This is a genomic window from uncultured Bacteroides sp. (assembly GCF_902472605.1).
GTDB lineage: Bacteria > Bacteroidota > Bacteroidia > Bacteroidales > Bacteroidaceae > Phocaeicola.
The window spans coordinates 1-12,670 of the sequence record NZ_CABROP010000013.1 but is presented as its reverse complement, the minus strand read 5'-3'; the positions used below and the strand labels follow the sequence as shown (position 1 = coordinate 12,670).

At 46.8% G+C, this 12,670-nt stretch carries 10 protein-coding genes; 6 read left to right on the top strand and 4 right to left on the bottom strand.

Annotated elements, in window-relative coordinates; translation table 11 throughout:
• Positions 1 to 123: 123 nt before the first annotated feature.
• The 4 genes from RDP42_RS04585 to RDP42_RS04570 all read left to right on the top strand — a co-directional run bounded on the left by RDP42_RS04585 (position 124) and on the right by RDP42_RS04570 (position 4,880).
• Positions 124 to 534 (top strand): hypothetical protein, encoded by a 411-nt coding sequence (locus RDP42_RS04585; RefSeq protein WP_308762725.1) that lies wholly within the window; start codon positions 124 to 126, stop codon positions 532 to 534.
• Positions 535 to 946: 412 nt separating this feature from the next.
• Entirely contained in the window at positions 947 to 2,338 is a 1,392-nt protein-coding gene (locus RDP42_RS04580; protein WP_308762724.1) for a PTS transporter subunit IIC, read from the top strand.
• A gap of 18 nt (positions 2,339 to 2,356) precedes the next feature.
• Positions 2,357 to 3,277: a 5-dehydro-4-deoxy-D-glucuronate isomerase gene (kduI, locus tag RDP42_RS04575; RefSeq protein WP_308762723.1), complete on the top strand. Its 921-nt coding sequence runs from the start codon at positions 2,357 to 2,359 to the stop codon at positions 3,275 to 3,277.
• Positions 3,278 to 3,422: 145 nt separating this feature from the next.
• The gene (locus RDP42_RS04570; RefSeq protein WP_303915320.1) at positions 3,423 to 4,880 is read left to right on the top strand and encodes an MFS transporter; all 1,458 of its coding nucleotides are present in this window, start codon (positions 3,423 to 3,425) and stop codon (positions 4,878 to 4,880) included.
• Positions 4,881 to 4,955: 75 nt separating this feature from the next.
• Here RDP42_RS04570 and RDP42_RS04565 read toward each other — a convergent pair whose 3' ends face one another.
• Positions 4,956 to 7,013, bottom strand: a complete 2,058-nt coding sequence (locus tag RDP42_RS04565) for an HDIG domain-containing metalloprotein (protein WP_308762722.1) — start codon at positions 7,011 to 7,013, stop codon at positions 4,956 to 4,958.
• Between the two features lie 85 nt (positions 7,014 to 7,098).
• Here RDP42_RS04565 and gltX point away from each other — a divergent pair, with 85 nt between their 5' ends.
• Positions 7,099 to 8,616: a glutamate--tRNA ligase gene (gene gltX, locus RDP42_RS04560; protein WP_308762721.1), complete on the top strand. Its 1,518-nt coding sequence runs from the start codon at positions 7,099 to 7,101 to the stop codon at positions 8,614 to 8,616.
• Between the two features lie 8 nt (positions 8,617 to 8,624).
• Positions 8,625 to 9,845: a glycosyltransferase N-terminal domain-containing protein gene (locus tag RDP42_RS04555; RefSeq protein ID WP_308762720.1), complete on the top strand. Its 1,221-nt coding sequence runs from the start codon at positions 8,625 to 8,627 to the stop codon at positions 9,843 to 9,845.
• A 237-nt stretch (positions 9,846 to 10,082) separates the two neighbouring features.
• Here the strand turns inward: RDP42_RS04555 and RDP42_RS04550 are convergent, their stop codons facing one another.
• From RDP42_RS04550 to RDP42_RS04540, 3 genes are read right to left on the bottom strand one after another with little or no spacing between them, the layout of a single operon-like run.
• Positions 10,083 to 10,460, bottom strand: a complete 378-nt coding sequence (locus RDP42_RS04550) for a GntR family transcriptional regulator (RefSeq protein ID WP_308762719.1) — start codon at positions 10,458 to 10,460, stop codon at positions 10,083 to 10,085.
• The gene (locus RDP42_RS04545; RefSeq protein WP_308762718.1) at positions 10,457 to 11,350 is read right to left on the bottom strand and encodes a hypothetical protein; all 894 of its coding nucleotides are present in this window, start codon (positions 11,348 to 11,350) and stop codon (positions 10,457 to 10,459) included. Before RDP42_RS04545 ends, RDP42_RS04550 begins: the two co-directional genes overlap by 4 nt.
• The gene (locus tag RDP42_RS04540; RefSeq protein ID WP_308762717.1) at positions 11,340 to 12,179 is read right to left on the bottom strand and encodes an ATP-binding cassette domain-containing protein; all 840 of its coding nucleotides are present in this window, start codon (positions 12,177 to 12,179) and stop codon (positions 11,340 to 11,342) included. The genes RDP42_RS04545 and RDP42_RS04540 overlap by 11 nt, the downstream gene beginning before the upstream one ends.
• Positions 12,180 to 12,670: the final 491 nt, after the last annotated feature.

Below are 12,670 nucleotides of genomic sequence, written 5' to 3'. Positions count from 1 at the left end.
TCTGTATTCCGTTTTTTATATTTTTCGGGACAAATGTAGAAAAAAAATTATAACATACACGATAAACAAACTGAAAATAACTTACTTTGCAGGGTAATATCGCTTTTTTAATTACCTTAATTTATGAACAACAAAAGTATCAACAGCAACAAGCAATTCATGATAGGCAACGGAATCCTGGCATTCGGCGTCTTCTTCATCGTATGCCTCTTCTTGTATTTAGGTTTCCGGGGACAGTCAAAAAATGATGACAAGACCAAGACTTTCGAAGGACTTTATGCCATAGAGATAGCCGATTCCTTCACCGGCGACAGCCTTTCGGTCTACATCAATGACAGCCTGCTGTTTAATTCCACTTTAGGAAGCAGTTCCGTCAAATTCCAGGTGAAACGCTTTGCCGAAGAAAACACCCTGATGGTGGTGGACAACCGTACCGACGAAGTGACTCCTTTCAACTTGAACGCCAAAGGCAGCCAGGTACAGATACAAAAGAAGAACGGAAAAATCTTCATCCAGGAGACCGAAAACCCCTAAACGCATCGGAGAATTTGCCTCCACACGCCCATGAATTCTCTGTTTCACACTGTGGGATACAAAAACCACAGTGTGGGATATATATTTCACAGTGTGGGATACAAATCCCGCACTGTGAAACAGAGAAACTGCACTGCCATTTCTTTTTTAGTTCTTCTGCATTTCGCATTTAATCTTTCCCCGTCCCTTTTCTTCCTACGGATACCCTCATCCACCAAATTGACACAAATCGCAATGGATTCTTTGAGAAAACATATCCGTGTGCGTAAACGAAAAAATGTTATTTAATCGGCAAAGTTGCGAAAATTAAGGTCTTGTCAATTGGATATTAGAATAAAAGGACGTAATTTTGACACGCAATCATTTATTTTTAACCTGAAATCCACCTGATAGAGGGAACGAAAAGAAAAACATGGAACAAGTTTTTAGCTATATTATCGGGCTTGGGGCAGCCGTGATGATGCCTATCCTGTTTACCATTTTAGGCGTATGTATTGGGATTCAATTCGGCAAAGCACTGAAAAGCGGTTTGTTGGTCGGAGTAGGTTTTGTGGGACTCTCTGTGGTAACGGCACTTTTAACCAGCAGCTTAGGGGAACCGTTGAAGAAAGTGACCGAAATTTATGGCCTGAGCCTGGGTATTTTCGACATGGGCTGGCCTGCTGCCGCCTCCGTGGCCTACAATACCTCCGTGGGAGCCTTCATCATTCCGGTATGCCTGGGCATCAATATCCTCATGCTGCTGACCAAGACGACCAAAACGGTCAACATCGACCTGTGGAACTACTGGCATTATGCCTTCATCGGCGCGGTGGTCTACTTTGCTACGGAAAACATCTGGTGGGGATTTTTCTCGGCCATCATCTGCTATATTCTCACGCTGATTATGGCCGACCTGACCAGCAAGCAATTTCAGACTTATTATGAAAAAATGGAGGGCATATCCATTCCCCAGCCTTTCTGTCAGGGATTTGTGCCCTTTGCCCTCGTCCTCAGCAAGCTACTCGACAAGATTCCGGGCTTCGACAAGCTCAATATCGATGCGGAAGGAATGAAAAGGAAATTCGGCATCATGGGAGAGCCGTTGTTTCTCGGCGTAATCGTGGGCTGCCTTATCGGAGCCCTGGCCTGCAAGAACACCCAGGAACTGATTGACGGGATTCCGTCCATCTTAGGACTGGGCATCAAGATGGGAGCAGTCATGGAACTGATTCCGCGTATCACTTCCTTATTCATTGAGGGGCTGCGCCCGATTTCCGACGCCACCCGTGAACTGATTGCCCGCAAATTCAAGCACAGTACCAGCCTGAACATCGGCATGAGTCCGGCACTGGTCATCGGCCATTCTACCACCCTGGTGGTTTCCCTTCTGCTGATTCCGGTCACTTTGTTCCTGTCGGTGGTTCTGCCCGGCAACCAGTTTTTGCCCTTGGCTTCACTGGCCGGCATGTTCTATCTATTCCCAGCCGTATTGCCTATCACCAAAGGCAACGTGCTGAAAACCTTCCTCGTCGGACTGGTGGCTCTGGTTATTGGTCTGTATTTCGTGACCGACCTGGCCCCGTTCTTCACACAAGCCGCCCAGGATGTTTTTGTCAAGACACACGACACTGCCGTACAGATACCGGAAGGATTCCAGGGAGGCGCCCTCGACTTTGCCTCAAGCATCTTCTCCTGGGTAATTTTCCATGCAGTCTATCATCTCAAGATAATCGGTTCGGTGGTATTGGTCCTCGTCACCTTAGGCATGGCCGTATACAACCGCCGACGTATCCTGCACGAAACTTCACAGAATAAAGAATAAAAAACAAATAAAGCGCTTATGAAAAAATTAGCAATGGCTATGATGCTGGGCGTGGCGGCTCTTTCGGCTCATGCCCAGGTAAACTACCGGATGCAGACCGCCTGCAATCCGCAAGATGTAAAAACCTACGACACCCAAAGGCTGCGCAGCAGCTTCCTGATGGAGAAAGTGCTGGTGGCCGATGAAATCAACGTCACCTACTCCATGTACGACCGTTTCATCTTCGGCGGTGCCATGCCGGTCCACAAAGAACTGTCACTGGATGCCATCGATCCGCTGAAAGCTCCTTACTTCCTGTTCAACCGGGAACTGGGCGTCATCAATATCGGCGGTGACGGTATTGTTACGGTAGACGGCAAGGAATATGAGCTGAAATTCAAGGAGGCCCTCTACGTAGGCCGCGGCAAACAGAAAGTGACCTTCAAGAGCAAGGATGCCAGCCAACCGGCCAAGTTCTACCTCAATTCTGCCATCGCCCACAAAGAATACAAGACCCAGTGGGTTACCATCGATGGGCGCAAGGGCTCGCTGAAAGCAAACTCTTTTGCTGCCGGCAAGATGGAAGAAAGCAACGACCGCGTCATCAACCAGCTAATTGTGAAAAACGTGCTGGAAGAAGGTCCTTGCCAGCTGCAAATGGGATTAACGGAACTGAAACCGGGAAGCGTGTGGAACACTATGCCGGCCCATACACACAGCCGCCGCATCGAAGCTTATTTCTACTTCAATGTGCCTGAAGGCAACATGATTTGCCACCTGATGGGACAACCTCAGGAAGAACGTTTGGTATGGATGGCCAACGAACAGGCTATCATGTCGCCGGAATGGTCCATTCACGCAGCTGCCGGAACCAGCAACTACATGTTCATCTGGGGAATGGCCGGGGAAAACCTGGACTATGGCGACATGGACAAAATCCAATACACAGAAATGAGATAACACATCTTCTTCCTGTTTGGAAGAAAACCATACTCAATTTTACCAAATGTTTTCGAGAATTCAGCCCATATCGGTCTGAATTCTCTTATCCGTACTTACAAGCAAAACGTTTGTAAAAGAAATATCTTTAATCTAATATCAGCATATGAGTACATTTAAAACAACCAGCGAAAAAATAAGCAATTACCGATGGATTATTTGCTTCATGCTGTTTTTCGCCACTACAGTCAACTACCTGGACCGTCAGGTACTTTCCCTCACGTGGAAAGACTTTATTGCTCCTGAATTTCACTGGACAGACACACACTACGGAACCATCACCGCCATTTTTTCCATCATCTATGCCATTGCGAATCTCTTTGCCGGCCGTTTCGTCGACTGGTTGGGTAGCAGAAAAGGATATTTATGGGCCATTGCCATCTGGTCGGTCGGTGCCTGCCTGCATGCCCTCTGCGGCTGGGCTACCGAAATGAGTGTAGGCCTTCAGGATGTAAATGACATGCTTGCCGCTTCCGGTGCCCTGACCTCTACCATCGCCATTACCAGCGTATATTATTTCATTGCGGCCCGCATCGTGCTGGCGGTAGGCGAATCCGGCAACTTCCCGGCCGCCATCAAAGTGACCGCCGAATATTTCCCGAAAAAGGACCGCGCGTTCGCTACTTCCATTTTCAATGCGGGAGCTACCGTAGGCGCGCTCATTGCCCCGGTCAGTATTCCTTCACTGGCCAGTTATTTCAAGAGTATCGGCGTAGGCAACGGCTGGGAAATGGCTTTCATCGTCATCGGTGCGTTGGGTTTCATCTGGATGGGCCTTTGGCTGTTCGTATACAAGAAACCCCAGGAAAATCCGCGTGTCAATGCCGCGGAACTGGCTTACATCCAGCAGGACAAAGAGAATGAAGATGCCTCTCACCATACGGAAAATGAGCCGAAGCTTACCCTCTGGCAGTGTTTCACTTATCGGCAGACCTGGGCCGTAGCCCTCGGTAAGTTCCTGACCGACGGCGTATGGTGGTTCTTCCTCTTCTGGACCCCGGCTTACATCTCCGATGTGTACGGTTTCTCATCCGACAGTTCTACTGCCCAACTATTGATTTTTGTACTGTACGCCATCACCATGCTCTCCATCTACGGCGGCAAACTGCCGACCATCATCATCAACAAGACCGGAAAAGACCCGTATGCCGCCCGCATGAAAGCCATGCTGATTTTTGCCGTCTTCCCGTTGCTGGCCTTGTTTGCCCAGCCGTTAGGTAATATCTCCTACTGGTTCCCGGTCATCATCATCGGTATTGCCGGAGCTGCCCACCAGTCTTGGTCGGCCAACATTTACTCCGTAGGTAGCGATATGTTCCCCAAGAGTGCGGTAGCTACCATCATCGGTATCGGCGGAATGGCAGGCGGTGTAGGAGCCTTCCTCATCAACATGTGTTCAGGTATCCTATTCGATTATGCAGAAGCGACTAAAATGGCTTTCCTGGGATTCGAAGGGAAAGAAGCCGGCTACTTCATTATCTTCTGCATCTGTGCCGTGGCTTATCTGATTGCATGGTGCGTCATGAAAGCACTGGTACCGAAATATAAACTGATTAAAGTCTGAAACGTCTCGGACGTATATAAAAAAGAGTCACGGCATCCCTTTCTGACGCCGTGACTCTTTTCTTTTCTGTCATTCTTATTTCTTCAGTTCCGGATAGCTGATGCGGGTGTGGTACATGGTTTTCAGTTTCTCCTTGAACACTGCCTTTACCGTAGCAATATCCTTGAACGTAATCGGACATTCCTTGAAATAGCCTTCGTTTACCTGACTGTCGATAATTTTCTCCACCAAGGCCGAAATACTTTCCTCCGTATACTCCGGCAGACTTCGGGAAGCGGCCTCCACTGAATCGGCCATCATCAGAATAGCCTGTTCCTTGGTAAACGGATTAGGTCCCGGATAACGGAAGGCTTCCTTATCGACCTCCTCATCCGGATGTTCATTCTGATAGGAGATATAGAAATACTTGGTCAGCCCTTTCCCGTGGTGCGTACAGATGAAATCTTTAATCACCTGCGGCAAGTCGTGTTTGTCGGCCAGTTTCATTCCGTCGGTCACATGGCTGATGACAATCTGTGCACTCTGCTTGTAGCTGAGCTGGTCGTGCGGATTCACGCCCGACTGGTTTTCCGTAAAGAAAGCGGGATTCATCATCTTACCGATGTCATGGTACATGGCTCCTGTACGTACCAGCTGACTGTTGGCTCCGATGCGGTTGGCTGCGGCAGCCGTCAGATTGGCCAGTTGCAGGGAATGCTGGAACGTACCCGGTGCCACTTCCGACATTTCCCGCATCAGCTTGTTGTTGATATTGGACAATTCCACCAGCGTCACGTTCGAGGTAAAGCCAAAGGTCTTTTCCAGAATAAACAACAACGGATACGTAAACAACAGCAGGATGCCATTCAATACAAAATTCATGTACATGTGCGTACTCAACTGCGCGATTTCACTGACGTGTATCAAATCGAGGGCCAGATACATCAAGCAATAGGCACATACCACAATCAACGCACTACGGAACAGCTGGGAACGCTGAGACAGTTCCCGTAAGCTATAGATACCGGCCATGCCTGCCGCCGTCTGCAACAAGATAAACTCATGGGGCGTACGCAAACAGATGGAACACAGCAGAATGGTAATGATGTGAGCCATAAATGCCGTACGGGAATCCAGGAAAATACGGATAATCAGAGGTATCATGGCAAACGGTACAATATAGACACTCATAAAGGCATGTTCCACCATGACGGAAGAAATAACCGGAAAGGCAATCATAATAATGAACAGCAGAACCAACATCCGGTGTTTCTTGTAATAATCTCTCCGGAACAATTCCAAGTAAATCATGAAACAGCCTACCAGCAAGGCCACAAAAAGCAATTGGCCCAACAGAGTCAGCCGCTTCTCTGACACGGTCTCACTACGTTTGTTCCACTCCTTCTCCAGTGATTTCAGAATGTTGTAGGTACGACTGTCGATAATTTCCCCCCGGTCAATAATTTTCTGTCCATTCATCACAAAGCCGTTAGCCCACGACAGTTCAGACAACAAATCTTGTTTGGCAGCCTCCGACTTCGACGCATCGTATACCAAATTCGGAGCAATGTACTCATTCAGGTTGCACCGTTGCAACAAACTCCTCCGATAATGAAGCGTATCCGAATAAATCAAGGTCTCATAAGCAGTCTTGAAACTGTAAAGACTGTGTACATCCACCTGATTGGCCGTATTCTTATCCACCAACTGAATGGCATGTACGCTGTCTTTCCGTAACTTTTCCCAATCATTGGGCGCAAAGATACCCTTTTCATACACCACTTTCAGCAAGCGTTCGATGTGATGCTCATAAGCCGGTGCAGGAATGATGCGATGTAAGCTGTCAGTATAGGCTTTCTTAAACTGCTGTATCATCTGTTCGCCCACGGTCTTGTCCAACCGGTAATACGGACTGTACAGACGCATGATACTATCCTGCTCGCGCTGCACTTCAGCATCTTCCTTATAGATAGGAAAGTCAAACGAGGCCTGAAGCAGTCCATACTTCCAAGGTTTGTTGATGTCAAATTGATAGTTGAACCTCCCCTCACGCGGCAGAAAATAGACAATTACGCTAACGGTTACGATGAATATACCTAATTTATATAACAATCCTTTATAGGAAAACTGTCGTTCGGTCTGTAAACTTTTCATGTCAAAAAGATATTTTGCGTGCAAAATAAGAAAAAAACGGGAAAATTAGATTAATTTTGCGGCGTATTTTTAGATAAAAACCACAATGTCAGAAAGAAAAGTAAGAGTCCGTTTTGCACCGAGTCCCACAGGTGCGTTGCATATCGGCGGCGTACGTACCGCTTTGTACAATTATCTGTTTGCCCGCCAGCACGGGGGAGAACTGGTTTTCCGTATTGAAGATACCGACTCACACCGTTTCGTTCCGGGTGCTGAGGAATACATTATCGAATCGTTCAAATGGCTGGGCATCAAGTTCGACGAAGGTGTCAGCTTTGGAGGAAACTATGGCCCGTACCGCCAGTCGGAACGCCGTGACATTTACAAGAAGTATGTACAGGTGCTTTTGGACAACGGAAAGGCTTACATCGCATTTGACACGCCCGAAGAACTGGAAGCCAAACGCAAGGAAGTTCCGAACTTCCAGTACGATGCTTCCACACGTATGTCTATGCGCAACTCGCTGACCATGCCTAAAGAAGAAGTAGACAAGCTGATTGCAGAAGGCAAACAGTACGTAGTCCGCTTCAAGATTGAGCCGAACGAAGACGTGCATGTACACGACATCATCCGTGGAGAAGTGGTCATCAACTCTTCTATCCTCGACGACAAAGTATTATATAAATCTGCTGACGAACTGCCGACTTACCATCTGGCTAACATCGTAGACGACCACCTGATGGAAATCTCCCACGTGATTCGTGGAGAGGAATGGTTACCTTCTGCTCCGTTGCACGTACTGCTGTACCGTGCATTTGGTTGGGAAGACACCATGCCGGAATTCGCTCACCTGCCGCTGCTGCTGAAACCGGATGGAAACGGCAAGCTGAGCAAGCGTGACGGCGACCGTCTGGGATTCCCGGTATTCCCATTGGAATGGCACGATCCGAAGACAGGGGAAGTTTCTTCCGGATACCGTGAATCAGGTTATCTGCCGGAAGCAGTTATCAACTTCCTGGCCCTGTTGGGATGGAACCCGGGCAACGACCAGGAAATCATGTCGATGGACGAACTGATCAAATTGTTCGATCTGCACCGTTGCAGTAAGGCCGGTGCCAAGTTTGACTACGAAAAAGGAAAATGGTTCAACCATGAATATATCCTGATGAAGAGTGACGAAGAAATCGCCCAACTGTTCATGCCGATTCTGAAAGAGCACGGCATCGATGCACCGATGGACAAGGTAGTGACGGTAGTCGGACTGATGAAAGGTCGTGTAAGCTTCATCAAGGAATTGTGGGACACTTGCAAGTTCTTCTTCGTGGCTCCGACAGAATACGATGAAAAGACGGTGAAAAAACGCTGGAAAGAAGATTCAGCCGCACGCATGACTGAACTGGCTGACCTGCTGGAATCACTGGATGACTTCTCACTGGCTCATCAGGAAGAAGTGGTCATGAAATGGATTGAGGACAAAGGTTATCACATGGGTAACATCATGAACGCTTTCCGCCTGACACTGGTAGGAGAAGGAAAAGGTCCTCACATGTTTGATATCTCAGCTGTATTGGGCAAGGAAGAAACAGTGGCACGTATGCGCCGTGCAGTAGAGGTACTCAAATAAACGAAGACATGATTTATAATCTTATTATCGCCCTTTATACAAGTGCAGTCAGATTGGCTGCACTTTTTAATAAGAAGGTGGCCCTGATGGTCAAAGGGGAAAAAGAAGCATTCGGCATACTGGAAAAACAAATTGTGCGCGGCGAAAAGTACCTATGGTTTCACGCGGCTTCCTTGGGAGAATTTGAACAAGGCCGTCCGCTGATTGAGGAAATCCGGAAAAAATATCCGCAATACAAGATTCTCCAGACCTTCTTCTCGCCTTCCGGATACGAGGTACGGAAGAACTACAAAGGAGCGGACATCGTCTGCTATCTTCCGCTGGACACGCCGGGCAACGTGAAGCATTTCTTGGATCTGGCCCAGCCCTACATGGCTTTCTTCATCAAGTATGAGTTTTGGCAGAATTACCTGACGGAACTGCAACGACGGAATATTCCGGTCTACAGTGTGTCTTCCATCTTCCGGAAAGAACAGATTTTCTTCCGCTGGTATGGGAAAAGCTACCGCAAGGTACTGAACACGTTTACCCACCTCTTTGTACAGGATGAAGCATCCGTGAAACTGTTGCAGTCCATCGGCATCACGAATACAACGATTGTCGGTGACACTCGCTTCGACCGCGTACTGGAAATCTGTCATCAGGCCAAAGAACTTCCTTTGGTGGAACTGTTCAAAGGAAACCATACCGCCTTTGTAGCCGGCAGTTCTTGGGGACCGGATGAGGATATTTTCATCCCGTACTTCAACGCACATCCGGAGGTGAAACTCATCATCGCTCCCCACGTGATTGACGAAAGCCATTTGAAAGAGATTATCGGCAAGCTGGACCGTACGGTCGTGCGTTACACGCAGGCCACAGAGGAAAAGGTGAAAGAAGCCGACTGCCTGCTGATTGACTGTTTCGGTCTGTTGTCTTCTATCTACCGCTACGGAGAAATCGCCTACATCGGAGGAGGATTTGGAGTCGGTATCCACAATGTACTGGAAGCGGCGGTATACGGTATGCCAGTCATCTTCGGTCCGAACAACAAACGTTTCCGCGAAGCACAGGGCTTGCTGCAATGCAAGGGTGGCTTCGAAATACAGGGAGCGGAAGACTTCAAGAAAATCATGGACGAGTTCCTGACCAATTACGAGGCCTTGGACAAAGCAGGCAAGAAAGCCGGAAACTATGTACGAGACAATGCCGGTGCCTTAGACAAAATTATGCATACAGTGACGCTATAATCCGACTATAATGCACATAAAATAAAAAGGAGCTGAAGAGAGGAATATTTGATTTCTTTCCTACTTCAGCTCCTTTCTTTTTATCTAACAGCATTCAAAAGAACCGTCATCTCAACATTGCTCTTACGATTGGGCTTGCTGCGATGTCTGGTCTTCTTATCAGCGATTATATATCTTTCCTGTTGTAACACCGATTCCTTACAAAAATCATCAGTACCAGTTTTATCTTCCCCAGACTTACTCAGACTTCCTCCGTTCTTCTTGATAAGCTTCATACATTTCTGCCAAGGTTTCCATCGGGATATGCAGCAAATACATCTCCTTGAATACATCAGGCAATACTTGCTGGAGGAAGGTCTCTTTCCGAAGTGCCACAATCTTCTGTGCAGCCCCAGGGGACACGAAATAGCCTAATCCCCGCTTGTTGTAAATAATACCTTGATTTTGCAGGTAGTCGTACGTACGGACCACTGTATTGGCATTGACCTCCACTACGCCCGCATATTCACGGACCGACAGGATGCGTCCCTCTTCCTCATATACATGCTGAAGAATCTCATCCATGATGCGGTCGGCTATCTGCAAATAAATCGGTTTATTCTCTTTAAAAGTCATAGACGCCACAGTTTTCGTTTAATTACTTGTGAACGGGTAAACAGTCGGTACGACAGCCACCAGTTGAAAAGAGTAAATAAAAAGAAGAAAATAGTAATTATAGCCAACACACCATCTACAAATTGAGGGGTATCCTGAAAGTGCTCCTTTATCCACTCTGAAAGACGAATTAAAGCTCCTCCTTCTGCCAGACTGGCAAACAAGATTCCTCCGAGAATCGTCACTGCCAGACAGGTTCCAATGGTTTTCAGGAAAGGATGTTTATACCAGAAACTTCCTCCCAAGATAAAGAGAGAATGGTTCCACAGGCAGAATATCCATCCGAGCAGTTGCATCAGCCACCAAGAATATACGGGTTCGCCTGTTGCGTCTACCGAAGCATGTGTAGTCCATTTCATGGAAAAGACTTCCACTAATATTGGCTGGCTATATATCGCCGGTAAATCAAACAAAGGCAGCAACAGGTAATGAGTAAGTTCCAATGCCAGCAAGGCTACCAGCACCATCAACAAAGTACCTATGGTCACAAATACAGCCCGTGAAAAGAATTTTTCCAGCTTCGTAGCCGGAAGCAGCAAATAAGAGATGCGTTTCTCCTTACTGTCCATGCATTTCATAATTCGGGAAGCATAAAAAAGCATCGCAAAACTTACTACCATGCCAATTACTCCTAACATATTGCCACAAAAGCGATGAAAGGAATAAATCTCTGGAAAGCCTTCCTCTGCCGACTGTAAAAGGCCCAACATCGGGAAAAAGAAGGCCGCAAAAATACCCAGCAAACCATAAAGGTTACTTTTCCAGTTCTCTATCAAATCGCGTCGCATAATATTCCGCACGCGTACTATACTAAAAGTTGTATCCATCATGTCGTGTCGTTTATTTATCATTAAATATCGCTTGTATTTTCCCACGTTCCGTCAACAGGGCGTTGAACAGCAATTCCAGATTCAACGGACTTTCTTCTCCCGAAAGGTTAGGCCATATCACGCTGTTTCCATGTACGGATGGCTGTACAAAAAGGGCATCATCCGTTGGCTCATTCATCCCTTGTTCCGCAAATAAGAGTTTGTCCGTAATGTCTACCACCGAACGATTCAGCAACACCTCATTCCCATCGATTACCACTACCTGATCCAATAAACGGTCAATGTCTCTTACCTGATGCGTAGAAATCACCACCGATTTCTCTTCCGTCATACCCGAAGCGATGACTTTACGGAACTGACTTTTGGAAGGAATATCCAGTCCGTTGGTCGGTTCATCCATCAGGAGTAAGGAAGTATTGGTGGCCAAGGCAAAACACATGTAAGCCTTTTTCTTCTGTCCCATGGACAGCTCTGCCAAGTGAATCTCCTCATTCAGCTCAAAATCATTCAGACAGGTCCGCAACAGTTCCCAGCTGAAACGAGGATAAAACGGAGCATTTACCTTTACAAACTGTTTCAGACTCAAATTAGGCAAGGTAAATTCTTCCGGAACCAGATATAGGTCGCACAAAGTCACCGGCAGACGCTTCTGTACATCTACCCCCTTCATCCAGACATTACCACCTTGCGGACGCAACAAACCGCTTATCAAATAAAGTAAAGTTGACTTGCCCGTCCCATTCTTTCCCAAAAGGCCTATCACTTTTCCTGCCTCCATTTCCAGGGAAAAATCCTGGAAAATGGAAGCTCTCTTTCCATAACTGAAGGTCAATCCTTCGATTCTTATCATAGACGTGTTCATGTTGTTGATTAATGATATTAGTGTAATAGTTTAATAGTACACCGCAAATGTAATGCTTTTTCTTAAATCCACAAGCATAAACGAAACTTTTAACAAGAAAAACGGATTAAATTCAAATCTTCAGCCATTTAAGGCGCTATAAGAAAGGTGAAGAGGAAAAGACAAAGAGATATTATCACAGAACCGAAACGGCGTAAGAAAGAAGGAAAAGAACTTTAAAGCGATATATTCTACCGACACAGTAGCCAAAAGGAAAAGAGTACAATAGGAGAACCTCTTCGGCCATCATTCGGAAGCTTCCGTTTCCCTTCCCGTCAGGGCAAAAAAAAAGAGGCTGTCTCAAATTGAAATATAATTGAGATGGCCTTTTTTGTGTCTGGAAAAAAAATCGGGCAAGCCCCAACTTCGCTCAGTCAGGACTTGCCCGTCTCCCTAATTTTTTGTATCTTAGGGAATCAAGCAATATATCCCAAAGATAA

Excerpts from the sequence above, each read along its gene's own strand:
- RDP42_RS04555 (WP_308762720.1), top strand. The coding sequence starts at position 8,625 with ATGATTTATAATCTTATTATCGCCCTTTATACAAGTGCAGTCAGATTG.
- RDP42_RS04540 (WP_308762717.1), bottom strand. The coding sequence starts at position 12,179 with ATGATAAGAATCGAAGGATTGACCTTCAGTTATGGAAAGAGAGCTTCC.
- RDP42_RS04565 (WP_308762722.1), bottom strand. The coding sequence starts at position 7,013 with ATGAAAAGTTTACAGACCGAACGACAGTTTTCCTATAAAGGATTGTTA.
- RDP42_RS04570 (WP_303915320.1), top strand. The coding sequence starts at position 3,423 with ATGAGTACATTTAAAACAACCAGCGAAAAAATAAGCAATTACCGATGG.
- RDP42_RS04580 (WP_308762724.1), top strand. The coding sequence starts at position 947 with ATGGAACAAGTTTTTAGCTATATTATCGGGCTTGGGGCAGCCGTGATG.
- gltX (WP_308762721.1), top strand. The coding sequence starts at position 7,099 with ATGTCAGAAAGAAAAGTAAGAGTCCGTTTTGCACCGAGTCCCACAGGT.
- kduI (WP_308762723.1), top strand. The coding sequence starts at position 2,357 with ATGAAAAAATTAGCAATGGCTATGATGCTGGGCGTGGCGGCTCTTTCG.
- RDP42_RS04545 (WP_308762718.1), bottom strand. The coding sequence starts at position 11,350 with ATGATAAATAAACGACACGACATGATGGATACAACTTTTAGTATAGTA.
- RDP42_RS04585 (WP_308762725.1), top strand. The coding sequence starts at position 124 with ATGAACAACAAAAGTATCAACAGCAACAAGCAATTCATGATAGGCAAC.
- RDP42_RS04550 (WP_308762719.1), bottom strand. The coding sequence starts at position 10,460 with ATGACTTTTAAAGAGAATAAACCGATTTATTTGCAGATAGCCGACCGC.